Origin of the sequence: Streptococcus sp. oral taxon 431 (genome assembly GCF_001553685.1) — a bacterium.
Taxonomy (GTDB): domain Bacteria; phylum Bacillota; class Bacilli; order Lactobacillales; family Streptococcaceae; genus Streptococcus.
Map to the genome: position 1 here is coordinate 1383591 of NZ_CP014264.1, position 17080 is coordinate 1400670.

General features: G+C 39.3%; 17 protein-coding genes. 2 read left to right on the forward strand and 15 right to left on the reverse strand.

The genetic code is table 11. The features are described 5' to 3' along the window. Window positions 1-127 precede the first annotated feature (127 nt). Both AXE83_RS06495 and AXE83_RS06500 read right to left on the reverse strand, forming a co-directional pair. The gene (locus tag AXE83_RS06495; RefSeq protein WP_060955844.1) at window positions 128-1357 is read right to left on the reverse strand and encodes a tetratricopeptide repeat protein; all 1230 of its coding nucleotides are present in this window, start codon (window positions 1355-1357) and stop codon (window positions 128-130) included. Further along, window positions 1347-2510: an AI-2E family transporter gene (locus tag AXE83_RS06500; RefSeq protein ID WP_060955845.1), complete on the reverse strand. Its 1164-nt coding sequence runs from the start codon at window positions 2508-2510 to the stop codon at window positions 1347-1349. Before AXE83_RS06500 ends, AXE83_RS06495 begins: the two co-directional genes overlap by 11 nt. A gap of 209 nt (window positions 2511-2719) precedes the next feature. Between AXE83_RS06500 and AXE83_RS06505 the strand changes: the two genes are divergently transcribed. Then, a complete protein-coding gene (locus tag AXE83_RS06505; RefSeq protein WP_060955846.1) occupies window positions 2720-3727 on the forward strand; it encodes a lactonase family protein in 1008 nt (335 codons plus the stop codon). A 41-nt stretch (window positions 3728-3768) separates the two neighbouring features. Here the strand turns inward: AXE83_RS06505 and AXE83_RS06510 are convergent, their stop codons facing one another. From AXE83_RS06510 to AXE83_RS06570, 13 genes are all read right to left on the reverse strand, one after another. Beyond that, window positions 3769-4188, reverse strand: a complete 420-nt coding sequence (locus AXE83_RS06510; RefSeq protein WP_049503620.1) for a F0F1 ATP synthase subunit epsilon — start codon at window positions 4186-4188, stop codon at window positions 3769-3771. A 10-nt stretch (window positions 4189-4198) separates the two neighbouring features. Continuing rightward, complete coding sequence (gene atpD / locus AXE83_RS06515) at window positions 4199-5605, reverse strand: F0F1 ATP synthase subunit beta (protein ID WP_000094353.1); 1407 nt, start codon at window positions 5603-5605, stop codon at window positions 4199-4201. A gap of 81 nt (window positions 5606-5686) precedes the next feature. After that, window positions 5687-6565: a F0F1 ATP synthase subunit gamma gene (locus AXE83_RS06520; RefSeq protein WP_045763457.1), complete on the reverse strand. Its 879-nt coding sequence runs from the start codon at window positions 6563-6565 to the stop codon at window positions 5687-5689. Between the two features lie 15 nt (window positions 6566-6580). After that, window positions 6581-8086 carry a F0F1 ATP synthase subunit alpha gene (gene atpA / locus AXE83_RS06525; RefSeq protein WP_049503616.1) on the reverse strand — a complete coding sequence of 502 codons (1506 nt, stop codon included), beginning with the start codon at window positions 8084-8086 and terminating at the stop codon, window positions 6581-6583. 14 nt (window positions 8087-8100) lie between these two features. Beyond that, on the reverse strand, window positions 8101-8637 hold the full coding sequence (locus AXE83_RS06530; protein ID WP_060955847.1) for a F0F1 ATP synthase subunit delta: 537 nt from the start codon (window positions 8635-8637) through the stop codon (window positions 8101-8103). Further along, a complete protein-coding gene (gene atpF / locus AXE83_RS06535) occupies window positions 8637-9131 on the reverse strand; it encodes a F0F1 ATP synthase subunit B (RefSeq protein WP_060955848.1) in 495 nt (164 codons plus the stop codon). The genes AXE83_RS06530 and atpF overlap by 1 nt, the downstream gene beginning before the upstream one ends. An 18-nt stretch (window positions 9132-9149) precedes the next feature. After that, on the reverse strand, window positions 9150-9866 hold the full coding sequence (gene atpB / locus AXE83_RS06540) for a F0F1 ATP synthase subunit A (protein WP_060955849.1): 717 nt from the start codon (window positions 9864-9866) through the stop codon (window positions 9150-9152). Between the two features lie 32 nt (window positions 9867-9898). Then, a complete protein-coding gene (locus AXE83_RS06545) occupies window positions 9899-10099 on the reverse strand; it encodes a F0F1 ATP synthase subunit C (RefSeq protein ID WP_001054551.1) in 201 nt (66 codons plus the stop codon). Window positions 10100-10328: 229 nt separating this feature from the next. Continuing rightward, window positions 10329-10640: a CHY zinc finger protein gene (locus AXE83_RS06550; protein ID WP_060955850.1), complete on the reverse strand. Its 312-nt coding sequence runs from the start codon at window positions 10638-10640 to the stop codon at window positions 10329-10331. Window positions 10641-10654: 14 nt separating this feature from the next. After that, window positions 10655-11941, reverse strand: a complete 1287-nt coding sequence (locus AXE83_RS06555) for a peptidase U32 family protein (protein WP_060955851.1) — start codon at window positions 11939-11941, stop codon at window positions 10655-10657. 125 nt (window positions 11942-12066) lie between these two features. Continuing rightward, entirely contained in the window at window positions 12067-14286 is a 2220-nt protein-coding gene (locus AXE83_RS06560) for a ComEC/Rec2 family competence protein (RefSeq protein WP_060955852.1), read from the reverse strand. After that, on the reverse strand, window positions 14270-14911 hold the full coding sequence (locus AXE83_RS06565) for a helix-hairpin-helix domain-containing protein (RefSeq protein ID WP_049528175.1): 642 nt from the start codon (window positions 14909-14911) through the stop codon (window positions 14270-14272). Before AXE83_RS06565 ends, AXE83_RS06560 begins: the two co-directional genes overlap by 17 nt. Window positions 14912-14976: 65 nt before the next feature. After that, window positions 14977-15546, reverse strand: coding sequence for a GNAT family N-acetyltransferase (locus tag AXE83_RS06570; RefSeq protein ID WP_049528167.1), 570 nt, complete (start codon window positions 15544-15546; stop codon window positions 14977-14979). Window positions 15547-15714: 168 nt separating this feature from the next. Here AXE83_RS06570 and ald point away from each other — a divergent pair, with 168 nt between their 5' ends. Continuing rightward, a complete protein-coding gene (ald, locus tag AXE83_RS06575) occupies window positions 15715-16827 on the forward strand; it encodes an alanine dehydrogenase (protein ID WP_049528166.1) in 1113 nt (370 codons plus the stop codon). The last annotated feature ends 253 nt before the right edge of the window (window positions 16828-17080 follow it).

The window sequence follows — 17080 nt, forward strand, 5'->3', positions numbered from 1 at the left end:
ACAATTATATCAAAAAAATGCTAAAAATTCATACTGTATCTATTCATTTTTATAATGGAATTTATAGATTTTTAAATCTTGCATTTTATAAAAATAATCGCCTGCTAAGACGACTATTTTGGTATCATCATAAACGTTCATACAAATCTTGCATCTGTATGTCATCAGGAACCAACTTGAGATAGTGTTGGATCTGTTCTTTTGCTTCTTCAAACCTTCCAAGTTCGCGTAATAGATGAATGTATTGCTCTAAAAACTCAGGATTTTCCTTGAGTTCTGAAACCAATGCCTGATAAGATTCATAGGCAACATCCAAATCTTCAGTTTCTTGGTAACTCCGTGCAATCATCCACTTAGTCAAGAGATTTTCTGGCTCATATACTTCTAAGGCTAGAATATCCTCATACCGTTCTTGCTCCTGATACATGGTTGCTAGTCGCAAGAGGATTTCTTCTTGGTCTTCCGCATCTTCTTGAGCTTGAAGAAGATAAGCTTCCGCCTGCTCGGGTTGATGCAATTCGTAAGATAATTGTGAAGCAAGGAGTAGTAAACGTGTTTCGAATGGATTTTTTTCCAAACCTTGTTGAGCTATCAGTAAGGCTTGCTCAGTCTGGTTTTCCTTATGTAAAGCCTGACTATAACCATACTCATACCCTTCAAAATCTGGAGAAATAGTATCCAGCTGTTTAAAATATAAAACTGCCTTGTGATATTCCTCTTGGTCAAAGTAAAGACTCGCTAATTCAAAAGCAGTTTGATCTTCATACTCTAACTCTAAAGCTTTTTCTAAAAATTCAATTGCAGATTCAAACTTTCCAAGACGAGCATAGGCAGTTCCAATTCGCTGATAGGTTGAAATCCCAGTCTGTTCATATAGCTCGCGATTATCTAGTTGGGCATAGCCCTTAATCGCTTCTAAATCATTTCCTAGCTCACTATCTAATTCAGCTAGACCAAATATTAGGAGAGGATCATCAGAGTAGCTACGCGCCTCTAAGAGCTTCTCACGAGCTACATCCGTCAAGCCTTCCATTTGGTAGAAATCTGCCTTCAAAACAAGTGCAGATACATACCAATCGCTGTTAGGTTGAATTTCTTCTAGATAAGCAAAAGCTTCTTCTATTTGACCATCCTCATTAGCAATAGTTGCTAGATTCAGATTTACCTCTGGAAATATTGGAGCTAGTTTTTCATAGATTTGACGAGCTTGTGGATAAAAACCAATACCTTCTAGATAATAAGCCAGTTCCAGAAGAAGATCATCAGGGTCTTCTTCCAATGCTTTTTGAAAATAGTGATCAGCTCTTGTTAAATCTTGCTGATCCAAAGCTTCAAGCATTTCTTGACTATTGCTCACCTTCAGCCTCCTCTTCTAACTCATAGAGTCCACTAACTTTTTTATACCATTCAAAAATAGCTGAAATAACAACTTTGGCTGAAGCATAAACAGGAATTCCCAATAGGACTCCCCAAACACCAAACATAGAACCAGACGTCAACAAAACGAATAGAATAGTGATTGGATGGATGTTTAGCTGACTACCTAAAATCAATGGAGACACAAAACGACCTTCAATTGTCTGCTCTACGATAAAAACGATAATAACTTTCAAGAGCATAACTGGTCCAGCAATTAACCCTAAGACCAGAGCTGGTATCATAGCAAGGAAACTTCCAAGATAAGGGATAAGATTTAAGACCCCAGCAGTAATACCAAGAGTCACCGCATATCTCAAACCAATAATTTTAAAGAAGATGATAAACATAATTGCCACGATAATAGCAACAGTAATTTGTCCTCTAACATAGTTAGAAAGTTGTTGGTTCACATCCGTTAGAACCTTACCTACTGGTTCTCTCAATTTATTTGGTAAGAATTGAGTGATATGATTTCTCAAGCCTTTTCCATCTCTAAGGAGATAAAAGAGCATAAACGGCATGATAATTAGAGCGACGATGACTTGTGACGTTCCGCTAATAAGAGCACTCACCCAGTTCACAGCTTTTGATGAAATATTACTTGCCCAAGCAGTTGCTTGTGTTGAAAACTGAGCAAGAACCTGTTCCAGTTGGGGTCTAAAATCATCTGGTAAACGCTTGGTTACAAGGTCATTAATAACTCTGTCAGCATCTTCGAGATAACTTGGTACATTTTGCGCAAAAATAACTACTTGACGTTGAAGATTTGGAATCGCAACAGCCAGACCAATAATCAGAAGTATAGCAATAATGACAAAGATTATACTAATGGCTAAGACACGATTTATCTTGTACTTTTCCATCAAATCCACCAGTGGGTTTAAGAGATAAAAAAGCAATCCTGATAAAATAACAGGTAACATGACCACTGATAAAAAATCAACGACAGGGATAAATAAAAAACTAATCTTGCTTAAAATAAAAATATTGAGACCTAGTAACAAGGCTACCAAAAATACAGTAACAGCCTTATTATCTAAAAACCATTTAAAAAACCAAGATAAATTAAAATGTTTCTCTTTTTGTTCCATATCTACTTCCTTTCCTTTGTCCTTTCATTATACCATTTTTATAGGGAATAAACTGTTTTTAAAGTGTTGAGGTGACGATTGAGAACTTTAACAAAGCGACCTTGCTTTTTACTAATTTTATACTTAGATGTTTCATACTTTTTTCACTATTTTCTTCAGGTCTCCCAATTTATGATATAATAGAAACATCTTTATTTAGAGGTATAGCTATGATTGAAACAATTTATTTCGGAACTTACACACGTCGTTTATCCCAAGGGATTTATCAAGCTGATTTTGATACAGAAACTGGGCAACTATCCAATCTTAAACTATTTGCAGCTGAGCCAAGTCCTACCTATCTTGCATTTGATCAAGAAAATCACCTCTACACTGTCGGTAGCAAAGATGGACAAGGTGGAATTGCTGCCTATCAAACTGATGGTACTTTGCTAAACCATGTTGTGACAGAAGGCGCTCCTCACTGTTATGTTGCAGTCGATGAGAAACGTGGCCTAGTATATGGTGCTAACTATCACAAGGGACAAGTTTTGGTCTATAAACGTAAAGAAGATGGTAGTTTAGAATTGGCTGATGCAGTTCAGCATAGCGGTCATGGTCCCCATGAAAATCAAGCTTCTCCACATGTACACTTTACAGATTTAACACCAGATCAGTATTTAGTCACTTGCGACTTAGGTACTGATGAGGTTACTACTTATGATGTCAATCCAGAAGGAAAACTAAATAAGCTAACTACCTACAATTGTAGTCCTGGTGCTGGTGCACGTCACCTTGTTTTTCACAACCACTACAAGATTGCTTATCTCATCTGTGAACTCAATAGTACAATTGAAGTATTGATTTATGATGGTGTTGGTGCATTTGAAAAAATGCAAGTTATTTCTACCCTTCCTGAAGGATTTAATGACTTTAATGGAACTGCTGCTATTCGTCTCTCACAAGATGGAAAATATCTGTATGCATCAAACCGTGGTCACGATTCTATTGTAGTTTACACTATTCTCGCTGATGGTAGTTTAGAATTGTTGGAATTCGTTCCTACAAACGGGAAAACTCCTCGTGATTTTATCCTTTCACCAGATCAAGAATTCCTCATCGCCGTTCACCAGGATTCTGATAATGCAACTGTCTTTAAACGTAATCCAGAGACTGGTCGTCTTGCAGAACTTTCCAATGATTTCCACGTTCCCGAAGCGGTTTGCGTCACATTTTAAACATAAAAAATGAACTTGATTCTCAAATCAAGTTCATTTTTTTATAATTTATTTCCGACATTGATTCGGTTAATAGCACGTTGTAATGCAATCTTAGCACGACGCTCTTGATCAATCAAGTGTTTGTCTTGTGCTTCTTCGATTTCACGTTCTGCACGAAGTTTGGCACGTTCTGCACGGCTAATATCGATATCACGAGCACGCTCAGCTGAGTCTGCAATAATGGTAATGACATCATTAGCAATCTCAATGATTCCTCCGTTTACTGCTATCCAGTTGACATGAGAATCATCATCAATACGTTTGACTTTAACTTCATCAACTGCTAATACCGCAATCATATTTTGATGTCGTGGCAAGATCCCCATCTCACCATCCAGAGTTCGAACCGATACAAAGCTGGCATGGTGATCATAGACGAGGCCATCTGGTGTCACGATCTGGACAGTTAACTGAGCCATAGATCACCTCTTAAAATCCCATTTTTTCAGCCTTAGCAATAACATCTTCGATTGAACCTACTCCACGGAAGGCATCTTCTGGGAGATGATCGTGTTTACCGTCAAGAATTTCCTTAAATCCACGAACTGTTTCAGCTACTGGAACATAAGAACCTGGTTGACCAGTAAATTGTTCCGCAACATTGAAGTTTTGTGAAAGGAAGAACTGAATACGACGGGCACGAGCAACCAAAGTCTTTTCTTCATCAGAAAGTTCATCCATACCAAGGATAGCGATGATATCTTGCAACTCATGGTAACGTTGAAGAACACGTTTGACCTCAGCCGCAACTGCGTAGTGCTCTTCTCCAACAATTTCAGGTGCCAAAGCACGAGAGCTTGAAGCAAGTGGATCAACGGCTGGGTAGATACCTAATTGAACCAATTTACGTTCCAAGTTGGTTGTAGAATCCAAATGAGCGAAAGCTGTTGCTGGCGCTGGGTCAGTATAGTCATCCGCTGGCACGTAGATAGCCTGGATAGAGGTTACAGAACCTTTCTTAGTTGAAGTGATACGTTCTTGCAATTGACCCATTTCTGTTGCGAGGGTTGGTTGGTAACCAACGGCTGATGGCATACGCCCCAAAAGGGCAGATACTTCTGAACCAGCTTGTGTGAAACGGAAAATGTTGTCAATGAAGAGAAGAACGTCTTGGCCTTCTACATCACGGAAGTATTCAGCGATTGTCAAACCAGTAAGAGCAACACGCATACGTGCTCCGGGTGGCTCATTCATCTGACCAAATACCATGGCTGTTTTTTCGATAACGCCTGATTCTTTCATTTCCCAGTAGAGGTCATTCCCTTCACGAGTACGTTCCCCAACACCTGTAAATACTGAGATCCCACCGTGTTCTTGGGCAATATTGTGAATCAATTCTTGGATCAAGACAGTTTTACCGACTCCGGCACCACCGAAGAGTCCGACTTTACCACCTTTAAGATAAGGGGCAAGAAGGTCGATAACCTTAATCCCTGTTTCGAGGATTTCTGAAGAGGTAGACAACTCATCAAAAGTAGGTGCTTTTTTATGAATTGGCTGGCGTTCTGCGTCTTCTCCAAAAGGAGCTTCCAAGTCAATGGTATCTCCCAAAACGTTGAAGACACGTCCCAAGGTTTCTTTACCTACTGGTACAGAGATTGGACGACCTGTGTCCAACACTTCCATTCCACGAGTCAAACCATCTGTTGATTCCATGGCGATGGTACGAATCATACCATCCCCCAACTCTAAGGCTACTTCAAGGACGATTTTTGTTTTCTTTTCGTCATTTTTGTAGACGACAAGTGCATTGTTAATCTCAGGAAGTTTTTCCCCTGCTGCAAACAAAACGTCTACAACGGGTCCGATAACCTGAGCAATTTTACCTGAACTCATCTCCTTCTCCTATTCTATATAAGATACTGTCGGTTCCTAGTTTTGCTAGGTCCTAAGTTCATTGATATGAGCAGGATGGCTTTATTCTAAAGCGCTAGCTCCTGCCACGATTTCTGTGATTTCTTGTGTAATCGCCGCCTGTCTGGCACGGTTATACTGGATTGTCAAATCATTAATGACTTTTTTTGCATTATCAGTCGCTGTTTGCATGGCCGTCATACCGGCAGCATTTTCAGCTGTCTTGGCATCAATAATAGCACCATAAATCATACTTTCTGCAAACTGTGGCAGCAATTGATCCAAGATTTCTTCTCGACTTGTTTCAAGGTCAAAGGTCAAGCTATAGTTATCATCTGCTTCATTTGGATCCAAGTCCACGATTGGAAGCATCTGTTCTACACGCATTTGACTTGTGAGAGTATTGACATGATGGTTGTAGCAAACGTAGAGCTCATCGAAAAGTTCGTTTTGATACATTTCAATCGTTTTTGTGATAATCTTACGAACTTCATCAAAACTTGGTTGGCTTGCAAGTCCACGCAATTCATAGATAGGTTGAATACCACGTGATTTGAAGAAATCGGCTCCCATACCACCAATACAGATGACTTCAAAATCATCACCTGAAGGATGGTATTCTTGCTGAATTTCCATGACAGCTTTTAAGATTGAAGAATTATATCCTCCAACAAGACCACGGTCAGATGTAATGACGATATAGCCTGTTTTTTTGACGGGGCGACTGATCAACATAGGGTTAGTTGATCCACCAGCGCCATCTCCGTGGAGGATGTCTGTAACTAGTTTACGCACTTTTTGTGCATACACTTGGAAGTTACGAGCCGCTTCTTCAGAACGACCTAACTTAGCTGCAGAAACCATCTGCATAGCATTAGTAATTTGACTAGTATTTTTTGTTGAGGCGATTTTTGTTTTAATATCATTTAGAGATACTGCCATCTGACACCTCTATTCTTATTGGAAGCTTGATTGATTGAGAAACTCAGTAATCGCAGCATCCAAGACTGCTTCATCTGGCAAGTCTTTTGTTTCACGAATGGTTTCCAAAATTTCAGGATGTTGAGCATCAAAGAACATATGGAACTCTTCTTCGAAACGAACGATATCGTCTACAGGAATTGTATCCAAGAAACCATGGGTCAAAGCATAGAGAATAGTAACTTGTTTCTCAACAGGTAATGGTTTGTGAACAGGTTGTTTCAATACTTCAACAGTACGACGACCACGGTTCAATTTAGCCTGAGTAGCCGCATCCAAGTCAGAACCAAATTTAGTGAAGGCTTCCAACTCACGGTATGAAGCAAGGTCGATACGGAGTGTACCAGCAACTTTCTTCATGGCCTTTATCTGTGCAGAACCACCAACACGAGATACGGAAGAACCCGCATCAATAGCTGGACGGATACCTGCATTAAAGAGACTATCACTTAGGAAGATTTGTCCATCCGTAATAGAGATTACGTTTGTAGCGATATAGGCTGAGATATCACCGGCTTGTGTCTCGATAAACGGAAGGGCTGTGATAGATCCTCCACCCAATTCATCCGAAACTTTAGCTGAACGTTCAAGTAGACGGCTATGAAGGTAGAATACATCCCCTGGGAAGGCTTCACGACCTGGTGGACGACGGAGCAAGAGAGAAAGTTCACGATAAGCTACAGCTTGTTTAGATAAGTCATCATAAACGATCAAGACATGCTTACCTTGGTACATAAATTCTTCGGCCATAGCAACCCCTGCATAAGGTGCAAGGAAGAGCAATGGTGAAGGTTGTGAAGCTGACGCTGTCACGACGATTGTGTAATCCAAGGCTCCATACTGACGAAGTGTTTCTACTTGTGTACGAACTGTTGATTCTTTTTGACCAATCGCTACATAGATACAAATCATATCTTGACCTTTTTGGTTCAAGATTGCATCGATAGCGATGGTAGTTTTCCCTGTTTGACGGTCACCGATAATCAACTCACGTTGTCCACGACCGATTGGAACAAGGGCATCAATAGCTTTCAAACCAGTTTGCAATGGTTGTGATACTGATTTTCGTTGCATAACCCCAGGAGCTGGCGCTTCAACTGGACGAGTTTTGTTTGTGTCGATTGGACCAAGCCCATCTACTGGACGACCAAGTGGATCCACGACACGTCCAATCAAGCTATCACCAACTGGAACTTCCATGATTTTTCCTGTACGACGAATGGTATCGCCTTCGCGGATATCTGTAAAATCTCCAAGGATGATAATACCAACGTCTGTTGACTCTAAGTTTTGCGCCATACCATAAGAGCCGTTTTCAAAAATCAACAGCTCACCACTCATGGCATTTTCAAGACCATGAGCACGCGCAATTCCGTCCCCGATGTATGTTACAACACCAGTTTCAGTCACATCAAAATTGGGTTTGAAATTTTCAATTTGTTGCTTAATTAAAGCGCTGATTTCTTGTGCGTTAATTGCCAAAAGAACACCACTTTCTATTTCAAATTTTCCTTAACAACTTTAAGTTGTTGTTTAATACTAACATTAATTGTCTTGTGATTGGCGATAATGACAAAACCACCGATTAAACTATCGTCGATTTCTTCTTTAATGCTACGCACTTTTAAAGACATCTTTTTCTCTATAATAGGAAGTAGACGTTCTTTCTGTTCATCGGTTAGAGGATGAGCAGACATAATCGTTACTTCAAAACGATTCGTTTCTTTCTCAAGACGGTTTAAACAATCTACAATCACATCATAAAAAAGATTTGATCGATGATTGTACAACAGAACTTGAATGAAGTTTTGTAATAATGGCGATGCAGAGTCTTGGAAATAACTGACTGTTTTTTCCTTGTCAGACTCATCAACATCTACCTGAGTCAAAAAAGAAGGCAAGTCTGTTTCTTCAGCGACTTGCTTAATTTGAGTCAAGTCTGAAAAGATACGGTCTTCTTCTCCTTTTTCAATCACCAATTGGACAAAAGGCATGCTGTATTTTTCAATTACCTTTACTGTCTTTTTGTCCATTAAGCTTCTCCTAGCTGATCGATATACTGATCAATGAGTTCTTTATGGGCATGACCGTCAAGGTTTTGTGAGATGATTTTTCCAGCTAAACTAACTGTCAAATCTGCTACCTCACCTTTAACGCTTTGTAAAGCCTCAGCTTTGTTTTGCGCAATTTCTTGGTTGGCTTTTTCTTTTAAGCGACCTGCTTCAAGTTTAGCTTCGGCTAAAATATCGGCTCTACTTTTCTCTGCAGTTTCCTTTGCATTCTCGATAATAGTTTTAGCTTCGGTACGGCTACCCGCTAACTCAGCTTCGCGTTTGCTAGCAAGTTCCTCTGCCTTTTTACGGGCTTCCTCGGCACCATCAATATCTGAAGAAATCTTTTCAGCGCGTTCATCTAAGACACTGGTAATATTTCCCCAAGCATATTTCTTCACTAAAAAGATCAATAAAAGGAAGGAACCAGCGATCAGAATAAAGTCACCAATAATGGTACTAATAGTTAAATCCATCTTCTAATCCTCCTCTACTTACTCTTCCCCTTCATTTATTTTTTTACCAATGTACATAGATGACAACATGGTAAATACATAAGCTTGAATACATGAAATGAAAATCGAAAAGGCTGTCCATAACATGTTTGCGATAAAGGCAAAAGGATACCAATACAAAGCATTTTGTGACAAGGCTAATAGCAATCCAGCTAAGACCTCACCGGCAAAAATATTTCCGTAGATCCGAATCGCCAAGGAAGCAAAATTGGTGAACTCTTCTAAAATGTTCATCGGAGTCATGAAGCCAGGTGTAACAAATGCTCTCAAATATTCTTTAACACCTCTACGACGAACTCCTTCTACATGGGCGATCAAAGTGATCAATAATGAGAGGGATAAATCGTATCCAAGGTTGGCTGTTGGGGAAGTCCACAAGTTATAACCGTTTGTTGTTTGTACTTTTGCCATTAAGCCGATATTATTGGCAACTAAGATAAACAAAAATAGAGAAAACAGAAACAAGGAATAATCCTTGATGTATGATTCTCCAATGTTTGGTTTGGTAAAACCAATCACAAAGTCATAAATCATCTCAAGAGCATTTTGTTTACCCTTTGGACGGATGGTCATTTTACGACTTGCCCAGTAGACAAAGGCAAAAACCATCAAAACAGTTACAAGAGACATGGCAAGCAGGGTCAAATCAAAGGATATTGGTCCAATATTAACGGTTGGATTCAAACTTTCTTCCATGGTTTGACACCTCCATTTCTAAATAGAGTTGTCTATTTAATGACAAATGACATCGCCAAGGTTACAAAGAATGTTCCTTCGATAAAGGCAATCCCCATGATCATCAAACTACGCAATTGTGGGATGATATCTGGTTGGCGTGCTGCAGACTTGAACAAACCGTTCATCAAAAATCCTTCTGCAAGAGATACACCCATACAGGCAAGACATAGACCGAAAAATGTTAAATTCATGACGAATTCTCCTTTTTTAAATTAAATTTACTTCCCTAGTTTAGTCCTAAAATTTGCTTTTGTCAACTTTTTACTAGCATTGAAAGCGTTTCTAATCATTTATTTCTATTTTTACGATTTTCAAGACAATTATATAGAAAATTTTAATGTCTTTTCAGATTATTTTCCTTATCTTTCCTATTTTTCTGAAAAGAAAAATCCAAGTTTCAAAACCTGGATTTACAATTGCTTATTTGAAATAATACGAGTGATGACTCTGGCAAGCAGGATTAAAGAGTGCTGCACAATAAGAACAGCTCCCCTTTTCTCTATACTCCTCATAAGTTAGGGTCTTCTTACAGGAACCACATAAGATAGGTTTATCCTGTTTTAGATTCAAAGGGTAAGGAGAAAATATGTGCGACTCTAGTACATTGTGACACTGATAACAGGCATAGTATTTCTGACACTCATAACACTGGAGCGCTACGATATCTTTGTCACTATGGTAATGAACACATCTGCTTTCATCATCTACTAGTAAGCCCTGAGCTTGAAGCATTGATTTTTCCTTATCTAGGCACGAACTGTGACGCTTGTTCCATCTTCTTTGTAAAGATTGATCAGGCCTTCTTTCAAAGCACGGACCATATCACCAGCTTGTACTGGTTGAGGAACCTTGATGGTTAAAAGTTCCATTGGATTTGGTGCACGGTCAATTTTATTACCTTTAGCATCATGAAGGTCTTCGATATAAGTTTCAAAATGACGGAAGCCTGGACCGTAAAACTCAACTTGGTCACCTTCGTTGATAACGTTACGTTGGCGAATAGTTGCTGTTTGCGTCGCATCATCATAAGCTACTACTTCAGCAACAAACTTGTATTCTGGAATCTTACGACGAGCACCGAACAGTTGTTCGTTTTCAGATGGAGTTCCATAGTAGAATCCTGTAGCCAATTCACGTTGGGCTACCTTCCACATTTCATCAATCAAGTCTTGCTTGATAGTTTCAAACTTTTCAGGGCTCTCAAGATAAGCATCAACGGCAGCCTTGTAGCAGTTTGTTACTGTTGAAACATAGTGGATGGACTTCATACGGCCTTCAATCTTCAAACTATCCACACCATTTTCAATCATATCTGGAATATGGTCAATCATCGACATATCAACAGCTGACATTGAAAATTCTTCAGGAATTTCTCCCTTGAGACTCTTACGCTCCTTACCGAATGGCATATCGTAAAGGTCATATTTCCAACGGCAAGATTGCGAACATCCACCACGGTTGGCGTCACGCATACTCATATGGTTAGAGAGGGTACAACGACCAGAGTAGGAAATACACATAGCTCCATGTACGAAGGCTTCAATCTCTACGTCTGTACGTTTGCGAATTTCTGCCAATTCTTCCATAGAAACCTCACGCGCCAAAACAACGCGAGTCAATCCAAGTTCTTTCCAGAATTCTAGGGTTTCGTAGTTAGTCGCACTGGCCTGGGTTGAAAGGTGGATTTCAAGTCCTGGTGCTTCTGTTGCAGCAATCATGATCAAGGCTGGATCAGACACGATAACCGCTGCAATCCCAATATCACGTAATTTACGGAACCATTCGCCGGCCCCTTCTTCGTTTCCTTCGTGCATGACCATATTAGCAGCTACATAAACCTTAGCACCGTACTTAGCAGCGAACTGAACTCCTTCTTTCATCTGTTCGAAAGTGAAGTTACCCGCGCGGCTACGAAGACCATAGGCCTGACCACCGATAAAGACAGCATCTGCTCCGTATTGAACAGCTACTTTAAGTTTTTCTAGTGTTCCTGCAGGTGATAGAACCTCAGGACGTTTCAAAGTTTTTGTCATTTTTTCTCCTATTTGCAATATAAAAGTTTGACACCAATCTTAACTATTTTATAGTAAACAGGGTTCAAAATCAAGCCTTGAATGATTGTTTAGACAATTTTAATTTTTGGTTTTCTCTGAAAACGTTATTGAACAGTTTCAACATTCCAAGTAGTCCATCCCTTGAAACGAATGGCGCCCTTTTTGTCAGTTTTTAATACCAAATTCTCAAGTTCTTTATCTTCTTGGTTATTCTCCCCATTTTTAACTTTAAATGATTTTTTCTTGTCTATTGAAATAACCGTGATTTTAGGGTGTACAGTTTTGAAGATTTCGATATCTGTTTTTTTATTTGATACTTGCTGATGAGTTATCACTACATCTGCTTGGAGTTTTGGATAATAGCTCGTTAAAAACTTCTCCTCGATATTTCCAGTAACTAGAAAGGTTTGGTTTAGTAACTTTCCATACATTGTAATTGAATCATTTTTATCCTTATTTTGAGTTGCGATTACTTCTAAACTACTTCCAAAAATAGGTAACTGCTGTCCAGTTTTGATGGCAACTACCTTGACTTTGCTTTCCTTCAGCTTATCCATAAATTCTCTCTTAGATAAAGTTTCTTCAGTTACTAGAATCTCTCCAAGCTCGAAGGCTTTACTGATTTCTAACACATGATCTAACTGCTTAGTATCACTAGTCGTTAGAACCAGCTGATCAATCTTGGCGACTCCTCTACTTTTTAGATAAGGGATTAAGCTACGTTTGGCATTGCTCGTGGTGACTTTCTCCTGCCATGCTTCTTTCTTTTCAACTTCAGACTTCTCTCCGACATCCAGTAGAATGGTCTTGCCTGTCAGGTCTCTTAGGAAAATGCTTCGCCCCCGCTCCATATCTAAGACCGTTAGTTCATTTTCCAGTGGATGTTTGGTAACTAAAAAGAACGAGATGGCAACTATGCCAAGCATAGATATTTTTTTCAAATTCTTTCGATAGTCATAGATGAGAGCTAAAGTAATCAAAAGAAGGATTAAAATCCAAAGACTCGGCTGTCCAAAAACAAGTGGCCTCGTAGATAGCTGAGAAATATAGCGAATGATGTTTTCAAGCCATTCAAAGAGAAAGTTGAACTGGGTGATGGGATATATAAATGACAGACAGAAGATAATCGATAAAAGTGGCAATAGGACCATGTCAAACAAGAATGAAAAGACAAATGTCAAGAGAATGGACCACGGTTGAAATTCTGAAAAATAAAATGATAAAATTGGCAAAATTCCCAAAGAAATAATGCAACTCTCTCTAACCAGACCTTTTATCCCTGCTACTTCCTCACCAGTCATTGTCAGGATAAAGGCATAAGCACAGGAAAGAACTCCCCCAGCAGTTAAGAAAAAGTTCGGCATGATAAGAAATAGAATAAGAATCGTCAAAGCAAAATTATCCAGTGACTTAAAGCCATGCTGAGCCAATAACTTTTGTAGAAGACTACGAATAACTGAAGCTGAAAATCCTGTCAAGCCTGCATAAAACAAAGAAAAGGGATAAGCTAGCCATTTGAACTTCTCTTGTGTCAAGCCCAATCGCAAGAGTGACTTTTTAAAAGCATTCATGAAAAATCCGACCTGCATTCCAGACAAAGCAAAAAGATGAATAATCCCTAGGCTGGAATAAAGTTCATTCATTTCCTCAAAGTCTGTGTCCAAATGCCCCAATAAAAGACCGGTCATATAGTTGCGCATGGGATCGGGAAAATTCCTTTTAATCCAGACAACTGCTTTTCTCCTCAAACTTGATAGATTTTCTCCAATACCCCAACTGAAAATTTGCTTTAATTCCACAATTTCGGATATAGTCAAGGTCTGATAAATTCCTTGTGTTTTGAGATAATTTCGATAATCGAAACCCGCAAAATTACTGGCTCCTTGAGGACTAGCTAACTTGCCTTTCACAACCATTTCATGTAGTTCAGATAAGTCTTGAAATTTTTCCTTTTCAGCTTCTGACTGAAGTTTATAATAGACCTGAAAGAGTCTACCGTCAGCCTTGCCACGAAAAGATAAGCTATCACCATTTACTTTGATGGTATCCGGTAATATTCTCAATGTATCAACCGTGTCTACAAGATTCCGACTGGCTTCTTCTTGCTGCCATTTTTGAAAAATAAACCAACTCCCAAATATGCTGCAAATCAAGAGGACCTTGGTCACAGTTTTCCATGGAAATTGGAAAAAGAGGCAGACTAGTAAAAAGACAAAGCCCAAAAGTGCTAAGACACTCGCTGAAAAGATAGCATAGTAGAGCCATAGCAAAAGAAAACTGAGATAGATTTTTGGAATTGGAAAGCGACTAATCCACTGTAACATACTCTTTTAACTTTTCTATCGTTTTTGCACCAATACCAGAAACCTTTTTGAGCTCATCAACTGACTTAAACTTACCGTTGGAATCACGATGGTCAATAATATCTTGAGCACGTTTAGCACCTAAGCCTTTGACTTGTTTCAGTTCCTCTAAACTGGCTTTATTGAGATTGACTTTCTTATTTTCCTTGCTGTTAGAAGCATTTGATTGTGTTGCTTGACTGGTAGCTTCTTCCTTAGTTGGAACATAGACAAGTGCTTCGTCACTAATTTTCTGAGCAAGATTGATAGATTTACTGTCTGCATTATCTGTCAGTCCACCAGCTTTTTGAACAGCATCATTGATACGACTTCCAACTGGCAAATCATAAATCCCTGGTGTTTTGACAGCCCCTTTGACATCGACAGTAATCAGATCTTGCTCCACCACTTCTTCCTTCTGATTTCCATCTTCCTTTTCATCCGTCGAATCCTTTGGAACAGCTATAACTTCAGACTGCAAATTACTTTCCTTAGCAGGTGTTTGAGCGACTGGTTTTAGGAGGAAAAATCCACCCAAGACCAAACCCAAACCAGCACAGATAACAATGATTTTATATTCTTTGATTTTCTCAATAAGTTCTTCCATATTTTCTCCTCTCTTATCTTATTCGTAAGGCAAAGAAAAAACAGCTGAAAAATCTTTTCAACTGCTTACTTATTTGAAAAATAATCTTCCTTGGTCAAGATATAATGCACTCTTGTCACGATACGACCTTTTTCATGCTGGTCCATACGAGCATAAGGTTCTTCGTGAGAGAAGCGCATGCCTGATTTCTCCATGACCTTTCCTGAAGCAGGATTATCCTTATCGTAAAGGGCTGTCAACTTATTCATTCCAATTTCTTCAAAGGCCAGTTTAATGACGGCACGATTGGCTTCAGTTGTCAAACCTTGATTCCAATATTTTTGATGGATAATATAACCAATGGCTGCCTTCTTAAGAACAGTATCGATCTTGTGCAAGTCAATAGTTCCGATAAACTCTCCACTATTTTTTAGTTCAATACCCCATCGGCCCAAGGGATTGGCTAGATAAAACTGAGCAATATTATTCTTAGTTTCCTCTAAACTTTGATTGGTTGGAAAAGTATAGCGCGTAGTTTCTTTATCTGAAGCATACTCGAACATAGCTTCTGCATCGTCAAGTGTTACAGGCCTAAGTACTAAGCGCTCTGTTTCGATAATGGGATGCTTCGCTAGTTTGATAAATAGTGATTCCATGATTGCACCTCCCAAAATAGGTTGCTAAAAGAATAACATAAAAGAAATAGGTTTACAAGTTTTTCTTGCAATTTAAAACGGTTTCATATACAATAAAGTCATCACAAAAACTCTAAAGAATGATGTGATACATAAATTAAAATAGCTTAATAGAAAGTGAGTTATCCTATGTTAATTGGAATTCCAAAGGAAATTAAAAATAATGAAAATCGTGTTGCTTTGACACCTGCTGGTGTACAGAGTCTTGTTGGTCGTGGTCACCGAGTCCTCATCGAAACAAATGCTGGACTTGGTTCTGGTTTTGCTGATGCTGACTATGAAAAGCAAGGAGCTGAAATTGTCGCTACTGCTGCTGAAGCCTGGTCAGCAGAATTAGTTGTTAAAGTGAAGGAACCCCTTGCTAGTGAGTACCAGTTCTTGCGTGAGGATTTACTTCTTTTCACCTACTTACACATGGCGGCTGCTCCAGAATTGGCAGATGCAATGCTTGCAGCTAAAGCAACGGGTGTTGCTTATGAGACAGTCCGTGATACTCAAGGACAACTTCCGCTTCTCGTTCCAATGAGTGAGGTAGCTGGTCGTATGGCAGTCCAAATCGGTGCTCATTTCTTGACTAAACAAGCTGGTGGTTCAGGAGTTCTACTCGGTGGTGTCCCTGGTGTTCCAAAAGGAAAAGTATCCATCATCGGTGGTGGTGTTGTTGGTACACACGCAGCCCGCATTGCGCTAGGTTTGGGAGCTCAAGTAACCATTCTTGATATCAGCGCTAAACGCCTCTCTGTCCTAGAAGATGTCTTTGGTCACCAAATCCAAACTTTGATGTCTAACCCATTTAATATTGAAGCAAGTGTGCGTGAAGCAGACGTTGTTATCGGTGCAGTTTTGATTCCTGGTGCCAAAGCTCCAAAATTGGTGACAGATGAAATGGTACAACAAATGCGTCCTGGTTCTGTCATTGTTGACGTTGCTGTTGACCAAGGTGGTGTTATAGCGACAGCTGACCGTGTGACAACTCACGATGAACCAGTCTATGAAAAACACGGTGTTCTTCACTATGCCGTTGCTAACATTCCTGGAGCAGTTGCTCGCACTTCTACTATCGCCCTTACAAATGTGACTCTCCCATATATCGAAGCCTTGGCAGGAAAAGGATTTAAGAAAGCTATCCTAGAAGACGCAGGCTTGCTTGAAGGTGTGACAACCTATCAAGGATACCTCACCAGCCAACCAGTTGCAGAAGGCTTGGAACGTGACTTCACTTCAATCAGTAAACTTGTCTAAAATGATTTACAAATTAAAACTACAAAAATAAGAAGCTACATAAAAACTAGCTTCTAAATCTCAAAAACGAGCATTTCCGTTCTTGGAGATGCTCGTTTTCTCATGTCATGTTTTATAATTTAAATTTTGATAGACTCTAGTTTCTAATCAATGTGATCACTATTTGTCAATATTAACCCTTTCAATCAATTCATTAGTTATCTAAGCTAAGTCCATTAATAAATCCAAAAAGAGTATCACTATCAAAGCAAAC

What these genes read in the sequence shown, in the direction of transcription:
- AXE83_RS06530 (WP_060955847.1), bottom strand. Translation starts at nt 8,637, where the DNA reads ATGGACAAAAAGACAGTAAAGGTAATTGAAAAATACAGCATGCCTTTT.
- AXE83_RS06550 (WP_060955850.1), bottom strand. Translation starts at nt 10,640, where the DNA reads ATGCTTCAAGCTCAGGGCTTACTAGTAGATGATGAAAGCAGATGTGTT.
- atpB (WP_060955849.1), bottom strand. Translation starts at nt 9,866, where the DNA reads ATGGAAGAAAGTTTGAATCCAACCGTTAATATTGGACCAATATCCTTT.
- atpF (WP_060955848.1), bottom strand. Translation starts at nt 9,131, where the DNA reads ATGGATTTAACTATTAGTACCATTATTGGTGACTTTATTCTGATCGCT.
- AXE83_RS06565 (WP_049528175.1), bottom strand. Translation starts at nt 14,911, where the DNA reads ATGGAAGAACTTATTGAGAAAATCAAAGAATATAAAATCATTGTTATC.
- AXE83_RS06560 (WP_060955852.1), bottom strand. Translation starts at nt 14,286, where the DNA reads ATGTTACAGTGGATTAGTCGCTTTCCAATTCCAAAAATCTATCTCAGT.
- ald (WP_049528166.1), top strand. Translation starts at nt 15,715, where the DNA reads ATGTTAATTGGAATTCCAAAGGAAATTAAAAATAATGAAAATCGTGTT.
- AXE83_RS06505 (WP_060955846.1), top strand. Translation starts at nt 2,720, where the DNA reads ATGATTGAAACAATTTATTTCGGAACTTACACACGTCGTTTATCCCAA.
- AXE83_RS06570 (WP_049528167.1), bottom strand. Translation starts at nt 15,546, where the DNA reads ATGGAATCACTATTTATCAAACTAGCGAAGCATCCCATTATCGAAACA.
- AXE83_RS06500 (WP_060955845.1), bottom strand. Translation starts at nt 2,510, where the DNA reads ATGGAACAAAAAGAGAAACATTTTAATTTATCTTGGTTTTTTAAATGG.
- AXE83_RS06555 (WP_060955851.1), bottom strand. Translation starts at nt 11,941, where the DNA reads ATGACAAAAACTTTGAAACGTCCTGAGGTTCTATCACCTGCAGGAACA.
- atpD (WP_000094353.1), bottom strand. Translation starts at nt 5,605, where the DNA reads ATGAGTTCAGGTAAAATTGCTCAGGTTATCGGACCCGTTGTAGACGTT.
- AXE83_RS06510 (WP_049503620.1), bottom strand. Translation starts at nt 4,188, where the DNA reads ATGGCTCAGTTAACTGTCCAGATCGTGACACCAGATGGCCTCGTCTAT.
- AXE83_RS06545 (WP_001054551.1), bottom strand. Translation starts at nt 10,099, where the DNA reads ATGAATTTAACATTTTTCGGTCTATGTCTTGCCTGTATGGGTGTATCT.
- AXE83_RS06520 (WP_045763457.1), bottom strand. Translation starts at nt 6,565, where the DNA reads ATGGCAGTATCTCTAAATGATATTAAAACAAAAATCGCCTCAACAAAA.